Raw genomic sequence first — 21926 nt, 5'->3', positions numbered from 1 at the left:
AGTAATCTGATACGCTTTATTGATGTTTTCGAGCGACGGACCCGTTATTATTCAAATAACGTTGTTCTGGATGCCAACAGAAATAAAAGGGTAAGTTTTGTCTCAATATTTTCTTTATGTGATATCGATATTTATGAACGGGATCACAAATCGACTTTTCTCATGCTGTGGTCGTTTCGCCAGAGTGGGCGCTTTTACGCTATGGCTGGCGGCGATGTTCGGTTCTTGCCAGGCGTACAGCCGCGAGCTGGTGATGGCAACGACCTTTTCACCCAGCGCGACCGCCTGGATTATCCAGCGCTGGCAGACGGAGCCGGGTTCCGTCATGATTCGTACGCTCAACCGTACCAGCGGTTCTTTAGAGCAATTACTTGATACGGCAAATGCGGAAAATGTCGATCTGATCCTGACGTCATCCCCCATGCTGTTGCAACACCTTCAGGAGCACCAAAAGCTGGCGCTATTGGATAGCGCGCCTGCCGCCAGCCAGAAGCTGGTGCCGCGTTCTATCCGCTCAACTTCAGTGGCGGTAGCGGTATCCGGATTTGGGCTATTGATCAATCGTTCAGCGCTCGCTGCGCGCCATCTTCCGCCACCTGCTGACTGGCAGGATATGGGCCTGCCCAGTTACCAGGGCGCTTTATTAATGAGCAGTCCGTCACGCTCAGACACGAATCATTTGATGGTAGAGTCGCTGTTGCAGCAAAAAGGCTGGACGGCAGGATGGGCGACGCTGCTGGCAATCTCGGGTAATCTGGTCACGATTTCCTCTCGCAGTTTCGGCGTAGCGGATAAAATCAAAAGCGGGCTTGGCGTTGCCGGGCCGGTCATTGATAACTATGCTAATTTGCTACTTAACGATCCTAATCTTGCTTTTACCTATTTTCCGTATTCTGCGGTGTCGCCCACTTACGTCGCGGTGTTGAAAAACAGCCGTCATGCAGACGAAGCGCGTGCTTTTATTCATTACTTATTAAGTCCGAAAGGGCAAAGGATACTGGCTGACGCGAATACCGGTAAGTATCCCGTCGCACCGCTTAGCGCCGATAATCCTCGCGCCGCGCAACAACAGCGTTTGATGGCCCAGCCGCCGTTGAACTATCGTCTGATCCTGAAGCGTCAGCAACTGGTACAACGCATGTTTGATACCGCGATCAGTTTTCGTCTTGCGCAGCTTAAAGATGCATGGCGAGCGTTGCACAGCGCAGAAACGCGGCTTAAACGCCCCTTACCTGAAATCAGAGCCTTATTGACCAGCGTCCCGGTGGATGCGGCAAGCAGCGAAGATGAAACCTGGCTGGCGCAGTTTGATAATAAAAGCTTTGCCGAACAAAAAATGATGGAGTGGCAGATCTGGTTTCTGAACAATCAGCGGCTGGCGATTCACAAACTGGAAGAGCTGAAATGAAGGGGAGATTATTGCAACGGCTTCGTCAGCTCAGTATCAGCAACAGTTTACGGGGTGCATTTTTAACGGGCGCATTACTGACGCTGATTGTCAGTATGGTCAGCCTTTATTCCTGGCATGAGCAAAGTTCGCAGGTTCGTTATTCGCTTGATGAATATTTCCCTCGCATCCATTCCGCTTTTTTAATTGAGGGGAACCTGAATCTGGCCGTGGATCAACTCAATGAATTTTTGTTGGCGCCGAACACGACGGTACGTTTGCAGTTACGTACGCAGATTATTCAGCATCTGGATAAGATTGAGCGTCTCAGTCAGGGGCTTCAGCTTGCTGAGCGCCGGCAACTGGCCGTCATTTTACAGGATAGCCGGACCTTGCTGGCGGAGCTGGACAACGCCCTCTACAACATGTTTTTGGTGCGGGAGAAAGTCAGCGAGCTTTCCGCTCGTATTGACTGGCTCCATGATGATTTCACCACGGAGCTAAATTCGCTGGTACAGGATTTTACCTGGCAGCAGGGGACGCTGCTCGATCAAATTGAGGCGAATCAGGGCGATGCAGCGCAGTATTTGCAACGTTCGCGCGAGGTGCAGAACGAGCAGCAGCAGGTATATACCCTGGCGCGAATTGAAAATCAGATTGTTGACGACCTGCGCGACAGATTGAATGAGCTCAAGTCCGGCAATAATGACGGGATGCTGGTGGAGACCCATATTCGCTATCTGGAAAACCTAAAAAAAACGGCGGATGAGAATATTCGTGCGCTGGATGACTGGCCCAGTACGATCACGCTGCGGCAAACCATCGACGAACTATTGGAAATCGGGATGGTAAAAAATAAGATGCCCGATACCATGCGCGATTATGTTGCGGCGCAAAAAGCCTTACTGGACGCCAGCCGCGCCAGAGAGGCTACGCTAGGGCGCTTTCGCACGCTGCTTGAGGCGCAGTTAGGTAGTAGTCACCAGCAAATGCAGACGTTCAATCAACGCCTGGAACAGATTGTCCGCGTTAGCGGCGGGCTTATTTTAGTGGCAACGCTCCTGGCGTTGCTGCTGGCCTGGGGACTCAACCACTATTTTATCCGTTCCCGGCTGGTAAAGCGTTTTACCGCGCTTAATCAGGCTGTGGTACAGATAGGGCTGGGGAGAACCGACTCGACTATCCCGGTTTACGGGCGCGATGAGCTAGGACGGATAGCCCGTTTGCTACGTCATACGCTGGGCCAGCTCAATATGCAACGCAGGCAGCTTGAACAAGAGGTCGCCGAGCGCAAAGAGATAGAAGCCGACCTGCGCGCCATGCAGGATGAGTTGATTCAGACGGCGAAACTGGCGGTAGTCGGCCAGACCATGACCACGCTGGCGCATGAAATTAACCAGCCGCTGAATGCGCTTTCAATGTATTTATTTACGGCGGGACGCGCGATTGAACAAGGTCAGAGCGGACAAGCGAGAAATACGCTCACCAAAGCGGAAGGGCTCATTAACCGGATTGACGCCATTATCCGTTCGCTGCGGCAGTTTACCCGCCGGGCGGAGCTGGAAACGCCATTGTATCCCGTTGATCTGCGCCAAACCTTCGTGGCGGCATGGGAGTTATTAGCCATGCGCCACCAATCCCGGCAGGGAGCGCTTTCACTGCCAACCGACACCGTATGGGTTAGCGGCGATGAAGTGCGTATTCAGCAGGTTCTGGTGAATGTGCTGGCGAATGCGCTTGACGCCTGTTCGCATGATGCGGCGATCGCGGTGACGTGGCAGACGCAGGGAGAGGCGCTGGAGGTTTATATTGCAGATAACGGCCCTGGCTGGCCTGTGGCGCTGTTGCCCTCTTTACTCAAGCCGTTTACCACCAGTAAAGCTGTCGGGTTGGGTATTGGGCTGTCGATTAGCGTGTCGCTGATGGCGCAAATGAAGGGCGACCTGCGTCTGGCGTCGACGCTGACGCGTAACGCTTGCGTGGTGCTGCAATTCTCGGTAACGGATGTCGATGATGTTGAATGATGAATGTTCTATTTTGCTGATTGATGATGACGTTGATGTACTTGACGCCTATACCCAAATGCTTGAGCAGGCAGGCTACCGCGTGCGTGGCTTTACCCATCCTTTCGAGGCCAAAGAGTGGGTAAAAGCGGATTGGGAGGGGATCGTTTTGAGCGATGTATGTATGCCGGGGTGTTCCGGTATCGATCTTATGACGCTGTTTCATCAGGATGACGATCAACTGCCAATCTTATTGATTACCGGACATGGCGATGTACCGATGGCGGTTGATGCGGTGAAAAAGGGCGCCTGGGATTTTCTGCAAAAACCCGTCGATCCGGGCAAGCTGTTGATATTAATTGAAGACGCGCTACGCCAGCGCCGGTCGGTCATTGCACGGCGGCAATATTGCCAGCAGACGTTACAGGTTGAACTGATTGGGCGCAGCGAGTGGATGAATCAGTTTCGACAACGGTTACAACAACTGGCGGAAACGGACATTGCCGTATGGTTTTACGGTGAGCATGGCACTGGACGTATGACTGGCGCCCGTTATCTCCATCAACTGGGGCGTAACGCGAAAGGGCCGTTTGTACGCTATGAACTCACGCCGGAGAATGCCGGGCAGTTGGAGACATTCATCGACCAGGCGCAAGGAGGTACGCTGGTGTTGAGTCATCCCGAATATCTGACACGCGAACAGCAGCACCATCTGGCGCGTTTACAAAGCCTGGAGCATCGGCCTTTTCGTTTGGTGGGCGTTGGCAGCGCTTCGCTGGTGGAGCAGGCGGCAGCTAACCAGATTGCGGCCGAGCTTTACTACTGTTTCGCCATGACCCAAATCGCCTGCCAGTCTCTTTCTCAGCGACCGGATGATATCGAGCCGTTATTTCGCCATTATCTTCGAAAAGCCTGCCTGCGACTCAATCATCCAGTGCCGGAAATAGCGGGGGAATTACTGAAAGGAATAATGCGACGCGCCTGGCCAAGCAATGTGCGCGAACTGGCTAATGCGGCGGAGCTTTTCGCTGTTGGCGTGCTGCCGCTGGCGGAAACGGTCAACCCGCAGTTACTTCTGCAGGAGCCGACCCCGCTTGACCGGCGCGTTGAAGAGTATGAGCGACAAATCATTACCGAAGCATTAAATATTCATCAGGGACGAATTAATGAAGTGGCGGAGTACCTGCAAATTCCCCGTAAAAAACTTTATCTGCGCATGAAAAAATATGGTCTAAGTAAAGAGCATTATAAATTCTGATATTACAGTTACTTTCAATCTGGCTGACAACATCAGCAACGATGTCGTTAGCCAGATAACGTCGCATCACCGTAATGGTAAATCATTCCATCATGATTATAGCTTGCTTATTATTCTCCTGAGCATCGAATTCTATTTCTTAACTTCAATATAAAGTAAAAATGCGTCAATTTCTCTGGCGTAATAAATGTACTCTTGTCCGACGATTTGACAAGATGAAAACTTCATTACCTCTCCAGATTACATCTGAATATGAGGACAAGAGAAATGAAAAAACATGCTATTGCAGTAATGATGATCGCCGTATTTTCTGAGTCGGCTTATGCGGAGTCTACCTTATTTATTCCGGACGTCTCTCCTGAGAGCGTCACGACATCCCTTTCCGTGGGAGTGTTAAATGGTAAATCCAGGGAGCTGGTTTATGATACCGACACCGGGCGGAAGCTGAGTCAACTGGACTGGAAAATAAAAAATGTCGCCACGTTGCAGGGGGATTTATCATGGGAACCCTATTCGTTCATGACGCTGGACGCCCGCGGCTGGACGTCTTTGGCGTCGGGATCGGGTCATATGGTTGACCATGACTGGATGAGCAGTGAGCAGCCAGGCTGGACCGATCGTTCAATTCATCCGGACACCAGCGTCAACTATGCTAATGAATACGATTTGAACGTGAAAGGTTGGTTATTGCAGGGCGATAACTACAAGGCGGGCGTAACAGCGGGCTATCAGGAAACCCGTTTTAGCTGGACGGCAAGAGGCGGGTCTTATATTTATGATAATGGTCGATATATTGGTAATTTTCCTCATGGCGTGCGCGGCATAGGTTATAGCCAGCGTTTCGAAATGCCCTATATCGGGCTGGCGGGTGATTATCGTATTAATGACTTTGAGTGTAATGTACTGTTTAAATACAGCGACTGGGTAAATGCGCATGATAATGACGAACACTACATGCGCAAACTTACCTTCCGTGAAAAAACGGAAAATTCACGATATTATGGCGCTTCTATTGACGCCGGATATTATATTACCAGTAATGCAAAAATCTTTGCTGAGTTTGCTTACAGTAAATATGAAGAAGGTAAGGGCGGTACGCAAATCATAGATAAAACCAGCGGTGATACGGCGTATTTTGGTGGCGATGCCGCAGGTATAGCTAATAATAACTATACGGTTACCGCGGGGTTGCAGTACCGCTTCTAGACCACATCGGGATGTCATCGGTCATAACCGGCCGATGACGACTTTTTGCTGAACATATGGCATGTCTGGTGATATTGCATAGGGGCAATAAAAGCAACATGAAAGGGGAACCGCTCGAAAGGCTATACAGCAAGAAGAGAATGTCCTGGGTATCAATGGTGTCCCCTGCAGGAATCGAACCTGCAACTAGCCCTTAGGAGGGGCTCGTTATATCCATTTAACTAAGGGGACAACGCGGCGCCAGTATAGCGTTTTTTATTCGCCGGAGTAAGTGTAGCGCCGCCTGACTGGTTAAACCGTCGCCACTCAGCGCTGTTTTTCCGCTTTTTTCCGCTCCCGTTCCAGGCGCTCGCCGTGTAGCCTCGCTTCTTCCTTACGCTTATTGCTCATATCGTTGCGGATCTGCGCGTGGCTCATCAATGCGAAAATAAAGGTGCCGCCGCAGATATTTCCGGCAAGTGTGGGAAGGGCGAAGGGCCAGAGAAAGTCGCTCCAGGGCAGCGTGCCGTTGAAAACCAAATACAAAATTTCAACGGAACCGACGACAATATGGGTGGTATCGCCCAGCGCGATAAGCCAGGTCATCAAAATAATGACCACAATTTTTGCCCCGCCTGCAGCAGGAAACATCCATACCATTGTGGCGATGATCCAGCCAGAGATAATCGCGTTGGCAAACATCTCCGTTGGGCTATTTTTCATGACCTCCATGCCAATTTTGACAAAGGCGTCGCGGGTCTCTTCATCAAATATAGGCATATATTCAAATGCCCACGCCGCAACCCCGGTGCCAATAAGGTTGCCCAATAAGACTACGCCCCATAAGCGCATCAGCAGGCCAACGTTACTCAGAGTGGGATTTTGCATTACCGGCAATACGGCAGTAACGGTATTTTCAGTAAATAATTGCTGGCGGGCCATGATGACAATGATAAAACCAAAGGTATAGCCGAGATTTTCCAGTAAAAAGCCGCCGGGAACGCCTTCAAGCTGCACGTGGAAAATTCCTTTCGCCAGGAGTGATGCCCCCATAGAAAGTCCTGCGGCAATGGCTGACCAGAGCAAAGCCATCGCATCGCGTTCCATCTCTTTTTCACCATCCTGGCGAATATGTTCATGAATCGCCATGGCGCGGGAAGGAAGACGATCTTCATCCACCTCAATCTCTTTACCGCTTTGTTTTTCTTCGCTTTCAACTTCCAGGTCACTGCTGTGCCGGTTAATTTTATCGTCGTTAAGGCTATCCATGATGATCCCTGCTGATTAACACATATTAATAAAGCGTAGCGGTTTTTCATTTACCCAGGCCGGGGCATTCTCCGAAAAAATAAAAATGATCACGCTCGTTTTTATCTGTTTCGTTAGAATAGGGCCGTCACGTTGTTGCGTTACCAGGCTATGCTCAGAGCAATGAGATCGCGCATATAGACATCGTTTGACGTGCTGTTAAAATCGCTCACACCTAAACAGGCGGATACGGTAGCGTTCCGTCATGGATGGCAATCAGCGATAGCCATAATTCACAGGGAGACATCTATGAAGCTTCGCCTGTCGGCGCTGGCGCTGGGAACCACACTGCTGGTCGGGTGTGCGAGTTCCGGTACAGAACAGCAGGGGCGTTCAGACCCATTTGAAGGGTTTAACCGCACCATGTACAACTTCAACTTTAATGTGCTGGACCCGTATGTTGTTCGGCCGGTCGCGGTCGCCTGGCGTGATTATGTTCCACAGCCTGCGCGTAACGGTTTAAGTAATTTCACCGGCAACCTCGAAGAACCGGCGATCATGGTGAACTATTTCCTGCAGGGCGATCCTTATCAGGGTATGGTGCATTTCACCCGTTTCTTCCTGAACACCTTATTAGGGATGGGCGGCTTTATTGACGTCGCGGGAATGGCGAATCCTAAGCTGCAGCGCGTTGAACCGCATCGCTTTGGCAGTACTCTGGGCCATTATGGCGTGGGGTATGGGCCTTATGTGCAACTTCCGTTCTACGGCAGCTTCACGCTGCGTGAAGATGGCGGGGATATGGCGGATACCTTGTATCCGGTGCTCTCGTGGTTGACCTGGCCAATGTCCATAGGAAAATGGACTATCGAAGGGATAGAAACCCGCGCGCAGTTGCTGGACTCCGATGGTTTGCTACGTCAGTCTTCCGATCCTTATATTATGGTGCGCGAGGCGTACTTCCAGCGTCATGACTTTATCGCCAATGGCGGAAAACTCAAGCCGCAGGAAAACCCGAACGCGCAGGCGATTCAGGACGAACTCAAAGAGATCGACTCGGAATAAACGGCAGTAAATAAAAAGGTGAGCGCAATGCTCACCTTTTTGATCCGCTTCAGAAAGAGATTAGAACGCGTAGTTAAAGTTAGTACCGAACAGCCAGGCTTTCCCTTCAGATTCAAACTGATAAGGGCCTTCATTAATTTTCACGCTCTGACCATGCATATAAGAGACGCCAACGTCGACAGACGCATCTTTATTAAAGGCGTAAGTCGTACCGGCGCTCAGCCAGAAACGGTCCTGGTCCGGAATAGAGATAGAACGGTTTTGCGCTGGTACCGGGCTGTCATCGAAGGCGATACCGGTACGGAACGTCCAGTTGTCATCGTAGTAATAGGTGGTACCCAACGCAATGCGATAAGCGTCTTTAAAGCCTTCATGCTTCTCAAAGAGCGTATCGCCAGCGGTCGATTTTGCCTTCAATTCCTGGAACTGACTCCAGCTGGTATAGGCCAGGCTATAGTGGATGGCCCACTGTGGCGCCACACGGTTATAACCGGACACTTCCCACATTTCCGGCAGATTCAGCGTCAGGTAGCCTGACTGCGTCGCGCCGCCGGTTGCCGTTGGGATGGGCAGATTAAATTGGTTTATAGCGATGGGAAGATCGCTACTGTAGTTGCCTTTAAAGTCAATTTTGACTTCCGAGCGGTAGGTCAGCGCGTAGCGGTTATTTTTATCCAGTTCATAAAGGATCCCGGCATTCCAGCCAAAGCCCCACTGATTACCGTTCAGGTGGGCAATCTTGGTATCGCTGGGAATCCGACCCGCGACCGGCGCCAGCGCCGGATTCTGTGCCGCGACCAACTGGCCTAAATCGCCCGCAAAACGTTCGATTTTCGCGCGCGCGTATACCGCATCAAAGCCAAGGCCGAAGCTCCAGGCCTCATTTAAGCGATAAGCGCCGCTTAAATTCAGGTTCATGGTTTCAAGATCGGTCGTACCGCCAACCGAGCCGCCGGCGTATGTGTCGTTAAACTCTGTCGCCAGACCATAGTTAGAGGTAATAGAAGCCCCCCAGCCAAACTGATCGTTAATCGGGGCGACAAAATGGACGTTCGGCACCCAGGCCGTCGGCGCGATGTTATCCGCATCTAACGTCCGACGAGATGGCGATGTCCCGCTAATATTAACATCAGGATCAATATAAACCGCGCCCGCTGAAAACGTCGGGCGGTCAAACATGGTAATTAACGCCGGGTTGCGGCTAACGTTACCCGCATCATCTGCGATTGCGCCTTCACCCGAATAGGCCCGGCCAAGGCCAGAGGAAGAAAATTCGTTTAACTGAAAGCCTGCAGACCAGGCCTGGGTGGAGATGATTGCCACTGCGACTGCGAGAGCAGACTTTGTAAACAGGGTTTTCTGGCTCATGACCATAACCTCATTGATTATTTTTATACAAACTATGTTACATGCTGTAACAGGAGCGCGAAGTGTAGGGTCTGCGGTACGACTTAGAAATCAGACCAGTGGCGAGAGTATAGGTCTGACCAGCTAGAATGTTGCAAGTATGTTTATAAGTTTTTTCAATTGTGATCTTAGAAACGAGATCTGGCTGGCAAAATCGGCGGGCTTAACGGTCACCCGATCGCGCGATTTTTGTTTTAGATCATTTTTAAGTGTGATTTCGGTCACTTAACGCGTTTCCCTCCATTAACGACTGGAGAGGCGAATGCCGGGAGCGTAAAATATCCCCATCGTTTATCTGGCACCCTGGGTGCAAATACAGAGGAAATCTACAATGAGTAAATGCAGTGCTGATGAAACCCCGGTTTGCTGCTGTATGGACGTTGGAACCATCATGGACAACTCCGATTGCACCGCGTCATACAGCCGCGTATTCGCTACCCGCGCAGAGGCTGAAGAGACGCTGGCGGCGTTAACCGAAAAAGCGCGTAGCGTGGAGTCTGAACCTTGCCAAATTACGCCAACCTTTACCGAGGAATCCGAAGGCGTTCGTCTGGATATTGATTTTGTTTTCGCCTGCGAAGCAGAAACGCTGATCTTCCAGCTCGGCCTGCGTTAATCCGTTCATTCACGACGCCTCCGTCATCATCTGGCGGAGGCGTTTTCTTTTTTTGTCGCTTCCCTTCACTGTGCCTTAGCTCCCACTTTCTTTTCTCTCTGCTTGGCTAAATGTAAAAAATTGGTTAAGACTGTGATCAGGTCAGACCACTAATTTATTTTTTACAGGGGAGTACTATGCGTCAGGCTTTACCGTTGGTCACCCGCCAGGGCGATCGCATTGCTATTGTCAGTGGGTTACGAACCCCCTTCGCTCGTCAGGCCACTGCATTTCATGGTATTCCCGCTGTTGATCTCGGCAAGATGGTGGTAGGCGAGCTGCTGGCGCGCAGTGAAATTCCAGCCGATGCCATTGAGCAACTGGTTTTTGGTCAGGTAGTACAAATGCCGGAAGCGCCCAACATTGCGCGCGAAATTGTGCTGGGTACGGGGATGAATGTTCATACCGATGCCTATAGCGTAAGCCGCGCCTGCGCCACCAGTTTTCAGGCGGTAGCGAATGTGGCGGAAAGCCTGATGGCCGGCACGATACGCGCGGGTATCGCTGGCGGCGCAGATTCGTCGTCGGTACTGCCAATAGGCGTGAGTAAAGCCCTGGCGCGGGTACTGGTTGATGTCAATAAAGCCCGGACGACCCGCCAACGGCTGACGCTTTTTTCTCGTCTGCGCTTACGCGACCTGCTGCCCGTTCCTCCCGCCGTTGCTGAGTATTCCACCGGTCTGCGCATGGGCGATACCGCCGAACAGATGGCGAAAACGTATGGTATTACGCGTGAACAGCAGGACGCGCTGGCGCATCGTTCACATCAGCGCGCCGCGCAGGCATGGGCGGAGGGTAAACTGGCGGAAGAAGTGATGACGACCTATGTGCCGCCGTATAAAAACCCCTTTGCAGAAGACAACAACATTCGCGGCGCCTCCACGCTGGCGGACTACGCCAAACTGCGTCCCGCTTTTGACAGAAAACATGGCTCTGTGACCGCCGCCAATAGTACACCGCTGACCGACGGCGCTGCCGCCGTTATTATGATGACCGAATCCCGCGCTAAAGAGCTGGGGCTGCGCCCGCTTGGTTATCTGCGCAGCTACGCCTTTACCGCTATTGATGTCTGGCAGGACATGCTATTGGGGCCGGCCTGGTCAACGCCGCTGGCGCTGGAGCGGGCCGGGTTGACGATGGCCGATCTGGCGCTTTTTGACATGCATGAAGCGTTTGCCGCCCAGACTCTGGCGAACTTACAACTGCTGGGCAGCAAACGATTTGCCCGTGAGGTGCTTGGTCGTGCGCAGGCAACAGGGGAGGTGGATGACGCTAAATTCAACGTGCTCGGCGGCTCAATCGCCTACGGGCATCCTTTTGCCGCAACGGGCGCGCGGATGATAACCCAAACGTTGCATGAATTACGGCGTCGGGGAGGAGGTTTTGGCCTGGTCACGGCCTGCGCGGCTGGCGGTCTTGGCGCGGCGATGGTTCTGGAGGCGGAATAATGACTACCACATCAGCTTTTATGCTTAACGTGCGTCTGGATAATGTCGCGGTTGTCGCTATTGATGTCCCTGGAGAAAAGGTGAACACCCTGAAAGCGGAGTTTGCCGCGCAGGTACGCGCCATCCTGAAGCAGATCCGGGAAAATAAAGCGTTGCAGGGCGTTGTTTTTATCTCAGCCAAAGCAGATAACTTTATTGCTGGCGCTGATATCAACATGATAGGCCACTGCCAAAACGCGCAGGAAGCGGAAACGCTGGCGCGTCAGGGGCAACAACTGATGGCGGAGATCCAGGCGTTGCCTGTTCCGGTTATCGCCGCCATTCACGGCGCCTGCCTGGGTGGCGGTCTTGAAATGGCGCTGGCCTGCCATCGGCGTATCTGTACCGACGACGTTAAAACCGTTCTCGGACTGCCGGAGGTACAGTTAGGGCTTTTACCGGGATCGGGCGGAACGCAGCGACTTCCACGGCTGGTGGGGGTCAGTACCGCGCTGGATATGATCCTGACAGGTAAACAGCTTCGCGCCAGACAGGCGCTTAAAGCCGGGTTGGTTGATGATGTGGTGCCGCAAACTATTTTACTGGAAGCGGCTGTCGAGCTGGCTAAAAAAGAACGTCTGGCGCAACGGACATTACCGGTCCGTGAACGTATCCTGGCGGGGCCGCTGGGGCGCGCGCTGTTATTTCGCCTGGTGCGTAAAAAGACGGCGCAAAAAACGCAGGGTAATTATCCGGCGACGGAGCGGATCATTGATGTGATTGAAACCGGACTGGCGCAGGGCAGCAGTAGCGGCTATGACGCGGAAGCGCGCGCTTTCGGCGAGCTGGCGATGACGCCTCAATCGCAGGCGCTGCGTGCTATTTTCTTTGCCAGTACCGAGGTGAAAAAAGATCCCGGTAGCGATGCGCCGCCCGGCCCGCTGAACAGCGTGGGCATCTTAGGCGGCGGGTTAATGGGCGGCGGTATCGCCTGGGTTACGGCCTGTAAAGGCGGCTTGCCAGTACGAATTAAGGATATAAATACTCAGGGGATCAATCATGCTCTGAAGTACAGCTGGGATCTGCTTGAAACAAAAGTACGCCGCCGCCATATCAAAGCCAGCGAACGCGATAAACAGTTGGCGTTGATATCAGGTTCTACCGATTACCGTGGTTTCAGTCATCGTGATCTGGTCATTGAAGCGGTGTTTGAAGATCTGCCGTTAAAACAACAGATGGTGGCGGAAGTGGAGCAAAATTGCGCTGCTCACACCATTTTTGCCTCCAATACTTCTTCCCTGCCGATTGGCGATATTGCGGCGAATGCGGCCAGACCGGAACAGGTGATTGGATTGCACTTTTTTAGCCCGGTCGAAAAAATGCCGCTGGTTGAGGTTATTCCTCATGCGTCTACTTCCGCGCAGACCATCGCCACGACCGTTAAGCTGGCGAAAAAACAGGGTAAAACCCCGATAGTCGTCAGCGATAAAGCCGGGTTTTATGTTAACCGAATTCTTGCGCCATATATCAATGAGGCGATTCGGATGCTGACTGAAGGCGAACGCGTCGAACATATTGACGCCGCCCTGGTAAAATTTGGTTTTCCGGTGGGGCCAATCCAACTTTTGGATGAGGTAGGAATCGACACGGGCACTAAAATTATTCCTGTGCTTGAGGCGGCGTATGGAGAACGTTTTAGCGCGCCTGCAAATGTTGTCGCTTCAATTTTGAATGACGATCGCAAAGGTAGAAAAAATGGTCGCGGTTTCTATCTTTATGGCGAAAAAGGGCGTAAAAGCAAAAAACAGGTTGACCCTGCTATTTATAAGCTTATTGGCGTGCAAGGGCAGAGTCGACTGTCTGCGCAGCAGGTGGCAGAGCGCTGTGTCATGTTAATGCTTAACGAAGCGGCGCGCTGTTTCGACGAAAAAGTGATTCGCAGCGCGCGCGATGGCGATATCGGCGCCGTGTTTGGTATCGGTTTTCCGCCGTTTCTCGGTGGCCCGTTCCGCTATATGGATGCTCTCGGGCCGGGTGAAATGGTGGCGACATTACAGCACCTGGCCGCACTTTACGGTCCTCGTTACGCGCCTTGTGAACAATTAGTGCGCATGGCGGAGCGCAGGGAGCATTTCTGGACGAATGGGGAAACTGACCAGGGAAATTGAGGTCAAAGAGAATATGAATCCGCACTGAATGCCTCCTTAGTGGCGAAATAATAATCAAGGATTGACTATACTTACGCCATTGAGGTAAAAAACAGCGTTTCATTCAGTGAATGGATAAGGCACAATGCCGGCCACCGCATTTTTGCCGCAGCCAATAGGGGCATGTGGTAAGCGTGTTGGTGAAACTGGTTAACAAAAGCGGTGCAATATGCAAGTTTTTATCATGCGTCACGGCGACGCAGCCCTCGATGCCGCCAGTGATTCGGTTCGTCCCTTGACCTCTTGTGGGTGTGACGAGTCTCGCCTGATGGCGAACTGGCTGAAAGGTCAAAAAGTGGATATCGAACGTGTTCTGGTGAGTCCGTTTCTTCGGGCCGAACAGACGTTAGATGTGGTCGGCGATTGTATGAATCTGCCGGCTCAGGTGGATGTCCTGCCGGAGCTAACGCCCTGTGGCGATGTCGGTCTGGTCAGCGCCTACCTCCAGGCGCTGGCCAATGAAGAGATCGGATCGGTGCTGGTGATCTCTCACTTACCTCTGGTCGGATACCTGGTATCTGAGCTTTGTCCGGGCGAAACGCCGCCGATGTTCACGACGTCCGCAATTGCCAACGTTACGCTTGATGAAAGCGGCAAGGGGACATTCAACTGGCAAATGAGTCCCTGCAATCTGAAAATGGCGAAAGCGATTTAATCTTTGCTGCCTGATGGCGCTTCGCTTATCAGGCCTACGACAGCGCTGGCTGTTCGTAGGCTGGATAAGGCGCTTGCGCCGCCATCCGGCAATTCCGCATCAGGGTAATTCGGGCGGTTGCCACTCTTCCACTTCAATCAACACCAGCAGCGCGGCGTCGCCGCCGTACTCTTTCGGCGCCTGATGAAAGGCCATCACATGCGGATGCTGCGCCAGCCATAACGGCGTTTGCTGTTTCAGAATATGTTTACCGTGTCCATGCATGACGCAGGCGCAAAAAATATGTTCCCGACGGCAGGCGGCAATCAGCGCCCCCAGTTCCTGCTTGGCCTGAAGCTGCGTTAAGCCGTGTAAATCCAGAAACAGTTCCGGCGAATAGTCGCCGCGGCGCATTTTTTTTAGCTCGAAATGGCTGACATCTTCACGGACATACTTTACCGGCCCTTCCGTATTGAGCAGCGGCTGGAACTCATCAGAAAAATAGTGGCTGGCGTCCGCCTGTTCCTGAATTAACCTTCGGGTAGGGACTTCCGTGATTTTCTTGCGCAGTGGCCGATGGACGATAGTATCCTGTTTAATCTTTCGGGTGCCGACCATCAGCTGACGGAACAGCGCCTGGTCCTCCTCGCTGAGCGATGTTTTCTTTTTCATTCGTGGGTCTCGTCTGATCTTTTGCCTTAGTTTACCCGACCCGGAGGATATCCGAACGGTCAAAACGGATTTTTCGTATTCTCCCGCCGCGTCAATGCTGATTTATCCCTGTCTTCGTGGCAAACTAGCCGCCGAATTTAATGCGAGCATGCCCTGGAGGAATACGTGGATAAAATTTTCGTCGATGAAGCAGTAAGTGAACTGCATACCATTCAGGACATGTTGCGCTGGGCGGTAAGCCGCTTTAGCGCGGCGAATATCTGGTATGGACACGGTACCGATAACCCGTGGGATGAAGCGGTACAACTGGTGTTGCCGTCTCTTTATCTGCCGCTGGATATTCCGGAAGATATGCGGACCGCGCGGCTGACGTCCAGCGAAAAACACCGCATTGTCGAGCGAGTGATTCGTCGCATTAACGAGCGTATCCCGGTCGCCTACCTGACCAATAAAGCCTGGTTCTGCGGCCACGAATTTTATGTCGATGAGCGCGTGCTGGTGCCGCGTTCGCCGATTGGCGAGCTGATTAATAACCACTTCGCCGGCCTTATTAGCCAACAGCCGAAATATATTCTGGATATGTGTACCGGTAGCGGCTGCATCGCCATCGCCTGTGCTTATGCTTTCCCGGACGCAGAGGTTGATGCGGTCGATATTTCGCCGGATGCGCTGGCTGTCGCCGAGCATAACATTGAAGAACACGGTCTTATCCATCACGTGACGCCAATCCGTTCCGATCTGTTCCGCGATCTGCCGAAAGTTCAGTACGATCTGATTGTCACTAACCCGCCTTATGTCGATGCGGAGGATATGTCCGATCTGCCGAACGAATATCGCCACGAACCTGAGCTGGGGCTGGCGTCCGGCACTGACGGCCTCAAATTGACCCGCCGTATCCTGGGGAATGCGCCGGATTATCTGTCCGATGACGGCGTTCTGATTTGTGAAGTCGGAAACAGCATGGTACATCTGATGGAGCAGTATCCGGATGTGCCGTTCACCTGGCTGGAGTTTGACAACGGCGGCGATGGCGTCTTTATGTTGACCAAAGCGCAGTTGCTCGCGGCCCGTGAACATTTCAATATTTATAAAGATTAAAACACGCAAACGACAACAACGATAACGGAGCCGTGATGGCAGGAAACACAATTGGACAACTCTTTCGCGTAACCACTTTCGGCGAATCACACGGGCTGGCGCTTGGGTGTATCGTCGATGGCGTGCCGCCCGGCATCCCGTTGACGGAGGCCGATCTGCAGCACGATCTCGACAGACGCCGCCCTGGCACCTCGCGCTATACTACTCAGCGCCGCGAACCGGACCAGGTAAAAATTCTCTCCGGCGTGTTTGATGGCGTGACGACCGGCACCAGCATTGGCCTGCTGATTGAAAACACCGATCAGCGCTCGCAGGACTACAGCGCGATTAAAGATGTTTTTCGTCCGGGACACGCGGATTACACCTATGAGCAGAAATACGGCCTGCGCGATTACCGTGGCGGTGGACGTTCTTCTGCGCGTGAAACCGCGATGCGCGTAGCGGCAGGGGCGATCGCCAAGAAATACCTGGCGGAAAAGTTCGGTATCGAAATCCGCGGCTGCCTGAGCCAGATGGGCGACATTCCGCTGGAGATTAAAGACTGGCGTCAGGTTGAGCTTAATCCGTTCTTTTGTCCCGATGCGGACAAACTTGACGCGCTGGACGAACTGATGCGCGCGCTGAAAAAAGAGGGCGACTCCATCGGCGCGAAAGTGACGGTGATGGCGAGCGGCGTGCCGGCAGGGCTTGGCGAACCGGTGTTTGACCGACTGGATGCGGACATCGCCCATGCGCTGATGAGCATCAATGCGGTGAAAGGCGTGGAGATCGGCGAAGGATTTAACGTGGTGGCGCTGCGCGGCAGCCAGAATCGCGATGAAATCACGGCGCAGGGTTTTCAGAGCAACCACGCTGGCGGCATCCTCGGTGGCATCAGTAGCGGGCAACACATTGTGGCGCATATGGCGCTGAAACCTACCTCCAGCATTACCGTGCCGGGACGTACGATCAACCGGATGGGTGAAGAAGTCGAGATGATCACCAAAGGGCGCCACGATCCGTGTGTGGGGATTCGCGCAGTGCCGATCGCAGAAGCCATGCTGGCGATCGTGCTGATGGATCACCTGCTGCGCCATCGGGCACAGAATGCGGATGTAAAGACAGAGATTCCACGCTGGTAAGAAATGAAAAAAACCGCGATTGCGCTGCTGGCATGGTTTGTCAGTAGCGCCAGCCTGGCGGCGACGCCGTGGCAGAAAATAACTCATCCTGTCCCCGGCGCAGCCCAGTCTATCGGTAGCTTTGCCAACGGATGCATCATTGGCGCCGACACGTTGCCGGTACAGTCCGATAATTATCAGGTGATGCGCACCGATCAGCGCCGTTATTTCGGCCACCCGGATCTGGTCATGTTTATCCAGCGGTTGAGTCATCAGGCGCAGCAACGGGGGCTCGGAACCGTCCTGATAGGCGACATGGGGATGCCTGCCGGAGGCCGCTTTAATGGCGGACACGCCAGTCATCAGACCGGGCTTGATGTGGATATTTTCTTGCAGTTGCCGAAAACGCGCTGGAGCCAGGCGCAGCTATTGCGCCCGCAGGCGTTAGATCTGGTGTCCCGCGACGGTAAACATGTCGTGCCGTCGCGCTGGTCGTCGGATATCGCCAGTCTGATCAAACTGGCGGCACAAGACAATGACGTCACCCGTATTTTCGTCAATCCGGCTATTAAACAACAGCTTTGCCTCGATGCCGGAAACGATCGTGACTGGCTACGTAAAGTACGCCCCTGGTTCCAGCATCGCGCGCATATGCACGTGCGTTTACGCTGCCCTGCCGACAGCCTGGAGTGCGAAGATCAACCTTTACCCCCGCCGGGCGATGGATGCGGCGCTGAACTGCAAAGCTGGTTCGAACCGCCAAAACCTGGCACCACAAAGCCTGAGAAGAAGACACCGCCGCCGTTGCCGCCTTCCTGCCAGGCGCTACTGGATGAGCATGTACTCTGATGGACAATTTTTATGATCTGTTTATGGTCTCCCCGCTGCTGCTGGTGGTGCTGTTTTTTGTCGCCGTACTGGCAGGATTTATTGATTCTATCGCCGGGGGCGGAGGGCTGCTCACTATCCCTGCGCTGATGGCCGCCGGGATGTCGCCGGCAAATGCGCTGGCGACCAATAAATTACAGGCGTGTGGCGGCTCCCTCTCATCTTCGCTCTATTTTATTCGCCGTAAAGTGGTAAACCTGGCGGAGCAAAAGCTCAATATTCTGATGACGTTCATTGGCTCGATGAGCGGTGCGCTGCTGGTGCAGCACGTGCAGGCGGATATTTTGCGCCAGATCTTGCCTATCCTGGTGATTTTCATCGGCCTCTATTTTTTATTGATGCCGAAGCTGGGCGAGGAAGATCGCCAGCGCCGCCTGTATGGATTACCGTTCGCGCTGATAGCCGGGGGATGCGTCGGGTTTTACGACGGTTTTTTCGGGCCTGCCGCCGGGTCGTTTTACGCTCTGGCGTTTGTCACCTTATGTGGCTATAACCTGGCGAAATCCACGGCACATGCCAAAGTGCTTAACGCTACTTCCAACGTTGGCGGCCTGCTGTTATTTATCATCGGCGGCAAAGTGATCTGGGCGACGGGCTTCGTGATGCTGGTTGGTCAGTTTTTAGGGGCGCGAATGGGGTCGCGTCTGGTGTTGAGCAAAGGCCAAAAGCTTATCAGACCGATGATCGTTATTGTCTCGGCGGTAATGAGCGCCAGGTTACTTTATGATAGCCACGGACAGGAGATCCTCCACTGGTTGGGGATGAATTAATGAACAATACGCACCATTACGAACAGTTAATTGAGATTTTTAACGGCTGCTTTGCCGAAGAATTTAATACCCGTCTGATTAAAGGCGACGACGAACCGATCTATCTTCCTGCTGACGCGCAGGTACCGTACCACCGCATCGTCTTTGCGCATGGGTTTTACGCCAGCGCGCTGCATGAGATTTCTCACTGGTGTATCGCCGGTAAGGCGCGCCGCGAACTGGTTGACTTTGGTTACTGGTACTGCCCGGACGGACGCGACGCGCAGACCCAAAGTCAATTCGAAGACGTTGAGGTGAAGCCACAGGCTTTCGACTGGTTGTTTTGCGTGGCGGCGGGGTATCCCTTTAACGTCAGTTGCGACAATCTGGAAGGCGATATTGAGCCGGATCGCGTGGCGTTTCAGCGCCGGGTTCATGCGCAGGTAATGGCGTATCTGGAGCAGGGCATTCCTGAACGTCCGGCCCGCTTCATCAAAGCGCTACAGAATTACTATCACACGCCCGAACTTAAGGCGGAACAGTTCCCGTGGCCGGAAGCGCTTAATTAAAGCCAGCGCCACGTTTACAATGAGGAAAGAAGATGATCGCGGAGTTTGAATCACGCATTCTGGCATTAATTGACGATATGGTAGAGCACGCCAGCGACGATGAGCTTTTTGCCAGTGGATACCTGCGTGGCCACCTGACGTTAGCCATTGCCGAGCTGGAGAGCGGTGATGACCACTCCGTCGAGGCGGTCTATGCCAACGTTAGCCAAAGTCTGGAAAAAGCGATCGGCGCCGGCGAACTGTCGCCGCGCGATCAGGCGTTAGTCAAAGCGATGTGGGACAATTTGTTCGACAAGGCAAAACAATAACGCCGTGGGCCGGAAGGCGACGCTTGCCGCCTTCCGCTATTGACTGACCCATTACTTCACCGCTTTTCCCTTCAATAACTTTCTCACCCATAACCGATTCGGATTTAACGCCGCCAGCGTACCGGCATCCAGTGGAATCGGCTCGTTACTCATCTGCGCCGCCAGAATTTCTGCGCATAATGGCGCTGAGCACAAACCGCGCGATCCCAGCGCGCCGAGCATAAATAAACCTGGATACACAGGCGCAGGCGCCGCCGACGTTTTATTATCGGCTAAATCGGCGTAATGCGTCAGCGTGGCGTGGTAATCCGGGACATTGCCCACCATCGGCAGATGGTCGCGGGTGGCGCAACGCACGCCGCAACGGGCGCTGTTGCCGCTAACGTCAACCTCTGTGGCCCATTTCGCATCCGGAAAACAGTCAAGCAGACGCTGTCGGTTCTGACGCTGATCTTCTTCGCGCCAGACGGTGCTTTCATCGCCCCGGTGATAGCTGGCGCCAATACAGTGCTGCTGATTATGCGGATTTTGCGGCGTCAGATAGCCGTCGTAGCATAACACCTGACGCAACGCCGAGAGGGCGGGGGTGGTGGGAATATGACTGACCTGCCCCCCGACGGCATAAACTGGCAGCGGCCGGGTCTGATCAAAACGGTTAATCTGATGGCCGTTCGCCAGGACGACGGTCTCATGGCTGGCGGTTTCACCTGACGTAAAGCGCAGTTGCCAGCGCGACTCCTGCGCAACGAGCGACGTGAGCGTATGGCAAAAGCGCGTTTGTAAACCCTGTTCGGTCGCCAGTGCGATGACTGCGCGAGTTAATTGTTCCGGGCACAGCCAGCCGCCTGCCGGATAGGTAATTCCTCCGCAGCGTGTCGTCACGCCAACCGCCTGTTCCGCCTCTTCGGCATTGAGCGCCGAGGCCAGTCCGGCGGGCAGCGCCAGGGACAGTATCTGGGTAATTTTCTGCTGGCTTTTCTCATCCCATCCGAGCTGCGTCACGCCGCACCAGTCATGATCAAAAGAGACGGGCAGGGCATCATACAGGCGACGGGCAAAGGTGAATGCGGTCGGGAAAAAGCGATTAATGGCGGCGTCATGTTTGCTAAGGAGCGGATAAAGCGCGCCCTGTCGATTACCGGAAGCGCCCTGGGCGGGCTGGTCGTCCGCGCAATAGAGGGTCACCTGCCAGCCGCGACGCAGTAACGCCAGTGATAACAGCGCGCTGGCGATGCCGCCGCCAATGATCGCCGTTTCACGTTTTTCGCTTCCGCTGCGGTAAAACCAGGGCGCGGAAAGGGTCGGCATGAGGTGTTGTTCCATCACTCCACAAAGCATCTCGCGTTTACGTCCGAAGCCTTTGCGTTTTTGCATGGTAAAACCGGCTTCCTGCAATCCCCGACGGACGAAACCCGCCGAGGTAAACGTCGCCAGCGTTGCGCCGGGCCGCGCCAGCCGAGCCATCGCGTTAAACAGGTTTGGCGTCCACATATCCGGATTTTTCGCCGGGGCAAAACCGTCGAGGAACCAGGCGTCGACTGTTTGATTCAGCGTGGCGTCCAGTTGGTCGGTCAGTTCATTAATATCGCCAAACCACAAATCCAGCGTCACCCGACCCCGATCCAGCAATAGGCGGTGGCACCCCGGGAGCGGCAGCGGCCATTGCGCCTGCAGTTGCTCTGCCCAAGGCGCGAGCTCCGGCCAGTGTTGGTGCGCCAGCGCCAGATCGCCGCGCGTTAACGGAAATTTCTCAAAACTGATGAAATGTAACCTTTGCAGCGTCGCCTGTGGGTGCGCAGAACGAAAGCTGTCAAACGCCTGCCACAGCGTCAGGAAGTTGAGTCCGGTGCCAAAACCGCTTTCCGCGACTATAAATAATGGATGTGAATGTACGGGAAATCGCTCCTCAAGACGATTGCCGCCAAGAAAAACGTAGCGTGTCTCTTCGAGTCCATTGTCATTAGAAAAATAGACATCATCAAAATCTCGGGAAACAGGTGTACCCTCAGCGTTAAATTCGAGTGTGGCGGGTTGTATGGCGTATTGTTTCACGTAAGTTACTCGTC

General features: G+C 53.5%; 19 protein-coding genes and 1 tRNA gene. 15 read left to right on the top strand and 5 right to left on the bottom strand.

Translation table 11 applies throughout. The annotated features are described in order from the left end of the window. Positions 1-214 precede the first annotated feature (214 nt). From pgtC to pgtE, 4 genes are all read left to right on the top strand, one after another. Positions 215-1408: a phosphoglycerate transport regulator PgtC gene (gene pgtC / locus J4614_RS17460; protein WP_000467983.1), complete on the top strand. Its 1194-nt coding sequence runs from the start codon at positions 215-217 to the stop codon at positions 1406-1408. Next, positions 1405-3411, top strand: a complete 2007-nt coding sequence (gene pgtB / locus J4614_RS17455) for a two-component system sensor histidine kinase PgtB (protein ID WP_000678493.1) — start codon at positions 1405-1407, stop codon at positions 3409-3411. The genes pgtC and pgtB overlap by 4 nt, the downstream gene beginning before the upstream one ends. Continuing rightward, the gene (pgtA, locus tag J4614_RS17450) at positions 3401-4648 is read left to right on the top strand and encodes a two-component system response regulator PgtA (RefSeq protein WP_000930843.1); all 1248 of its coding nucleotides are present in this window, start codon (positions 3401-3403) and stop codon (positions 4646-4648) included. Before pgtB ends, pgtA begins: the two co-directional genes overlap by 11 nt. Positions 4649-4915: 267 nt before the next feature. Further along, positions 4916-5854: an omptin family outer membrane protease PgtE gene (gene pgtE / locus J4614_RS17445; protein WP_000716005.1), complete on the top strand. Its 939-nt coding sequence runs from the start codon at positions 4916-4918 to the stop codon at positions 5852-5854. A gap of 156 nt (positions 5855-6010) precedes the next feature. Here the strand turns inward: pgtE and J4614_RS17440 are convergent. Further along, positions 6011-6085 (bottom strand) — tRNA-Arg (locus tag J4614_RS17440). Positions 6086-6160: 75 nt separating this feature from the next. Continuing rightward, on the bottom strand, positions 6161-7102 hold the full coding sequence (locus J4614_RS17435; protein WP_208293260.1) for a formate/nitrite transporter family protein: 942 nt from the start codon (positions 7100-7102) through the stop codon (positions 6161-6163). A gap of 288 nt (positions 7103-7390) precedes the next feature. Between J4614_RS17435 and mlaA the strand changes: the two genes are divergently transcribed. Next, positions 7391-8146: a phospholipid-binding lipoprotein MlaA gene (mlaA, locus tag J4614_RS17430; RefSeq protein WP_000776789.1), complete on the top strand. Its 756-nt coding sequence runs from the start codon at positions 7391-7393 to the stop codon at positions 8144-8146. Positions 8147-8206: 60 nt separating this feature from the next. Here the strand turns inward: mlaA and fadL are convergent, their stop codons facing one another. Further along, entirely contained in the window at positions 8207-9514 is a 1308-nt protein-coding gene (gene fadL / locus J4614_RS17425) for a long-chain fatty acid transporter FadL (RefSeq protein WP_001549822.1), read from the bottom strand. A gap of 370 nt (positions 9515-9884) precedes the next feature. On the opposite strand from fadL, the gene J4614_RS17420 reads away from it, so the two are divergent. The 4 genes from J4614_RS17420 (at position 9885) to sixA (ending at position 14497) form a co-directional block, all read left to right on the top strand. Then, the gene (locus J4614_RS17420) at positions 9885-10169 is read left to right on the top strand and encodes a YfcZ/YiiS family protein (RefSeq protein WP_000030904.1); all 285 of its coding nucleotides are present in this window, start codon (positions 9885-9887) and stop codon (positions 10167-10169) included. Between the two features lie 176 nt (positions 10170-10345). After that, positions 10346-11656 (top strand): acetyl-CoA C-acyltransferase FadI, encoded by a 1311-nt coding sequence (fadI, locus tag J4614_RS17415; protein WP_208293259.1) that lies wholly within the window; start codon positions 10346-10348, stop codon positions 11654-11656. After that, positions 11656-13803: a fatty acid oxidation complex subunit alpha FadJ gene (gene fadJ, locus J4614_RS17410; protein ID WP_208293258.1), complete on the top strand. Its 2148-nt coding sequence runs from the start codon at positions 11656-11658 to the stop codon at positions 13801-13803. Before fadI ends, fadJ begins: the two co-directional genes overlap by 1 nt. Before the next feature lie 208 nt (positions 13804-14011). Further along, complete coding sequence (gene sixA / locus J4614_RS17405) at positions 14012-14497, top strand: phosphohistidine phosphatase SixA (RefSeq protein WP_001195805.1); 486 nt, start codon at positions 14012-14014, stop codon at positions 14495-14497. Positions 14498-14596: 99 nt separating this feature from the next. Here the strand turns inward: sixA and smrB are convergent, their stop codons facing one another. Beyond that, positions 14597-15148: an endonuclease SmrB gene (gene smrB, locus J4614_RS17400; protein WP_000730794.1), complete on the bottom strand. Its 552-nt coding sequence runs from the start codon at positions 15146-15148 to the stop codon at positions 14597-14599. Positions 15149-15313: 165 nt separating this feature from the next. On the opposite strand from smrB, the gene prmB reads away from it, so the two are divergent. From prmB to J4614_RS17370, 6 genes are read left to right on the top strand one after another with little or no spacing between them, the layout of a single operon-like run. Beyond that, positions 15314-16246: a 50S ribosomal protein L3 N(5)-glutamine methyltransferase gene (gene prmB, locus J4614_RS17395; protein WP_001542329.1), complete on the top strand. Its 933-nt coding sequence runs from the start codon at positions 15314-15316 to the stop codon at positions 16244-16246. Between the two features lie 35 nt (positions 16247-16281). Further along, positions 16282-17367 (top strand): chorismate synthase, encoded by a 1086-nt coding sequence (gene aroC / locus J4614_RS17390; protein ID WP_000918451.1) that lies wholly within the window; start codon positions 16282-16284, stop codon positions 17365-17367. A 3-nt stretch (positions 17368-17370) separates the two neighbouring features. Beyond that, on the top strand, positions 17371-18195 hold the full coding sequence (gene mepA, locus J4614_RS17385) for a penicillin-insensitive murein endopeptidase (protein WP_000750428.1): 825 nt from the start codon (positions 17371-17373) through the stop codon (positions 18193-18195). Beyond that, a complete protein-coding gene (locus J4614_RS17380) occupies positions 18195-19004 on the top strand; it encodes a sulfite exporter TauE/SafE family protein (protein ID WP_000368599.1) in 810 nt (269 codons plus the stop codon). Before mepA ends, J4614_RS17380 begins: the two co-directional genes overlap by 1 nt. Continuing rightward, positions 19004-19552: an elongation factor P hydroxylase gene (locus tag J4614_RS17375; RefSeq protein ID WP_001066345.1), complete on the top strand. Its 549-nt coding sequence runs from the start codon at positions 19004-19006 to the stop codon at positions 19550-19552. The genes J4614_RS17380 and J4614_RS17375 overlap by 1 nt, the downstream gene beginning before the upstream one ends. Positions 19553-19584: 32 nt before the next feature. Beyond that, positions 19585-19860 carry a YfcL family protein gene (locus J4614_RS17370; RefSeq protein WP_000559749.1) on the top strand — a complete coding sequence of 92 codons (276 nt, stop codon included), beginning with the start codon at positions 19585-19587 and terminating at the stop codon, positions 19858-19860. Between the two features lie 51 nt (positions 19861-19911). Here the strand turns inward: J4614_RS17370 and mnmC are convergent, their stop codons facing one another. Beyond that, complete coding sequence (gene mnmC / locus J4614_RS17365) at positions 19912-21912, bottom strand: bifunctional tRNA (5-methylaminomethyl-2-thiouridine)(34)-methyltransferase MnmD/FAD-dependent 5-carboxymethylaminomethyl-2-thiouridine(34) oxidoreductase MnmC (RefSeq protein WP_196774672.1); 2001 nt, start codon at positions 21910-21912, stop codon at positions 19912-19914. Positions 21913-21926: the final 14 nt, after the last annotated feature.

This window comes from Salmonella sp. 32031103-2018-00083-FB-01-SM-01 (assembly GCF_017571995.1).
In the GTDB taxonomy this organism is placed as follows: domain Bacteria; phylum Pseudomonadota; class Gammaproteobacteria; order Enterobacterales; family Enterobacteriaceae; genus Salmonella; species Salmonella enterica.
This window is presented reverse-complemented; position numbering and strand designations above follow the sequence as displayed.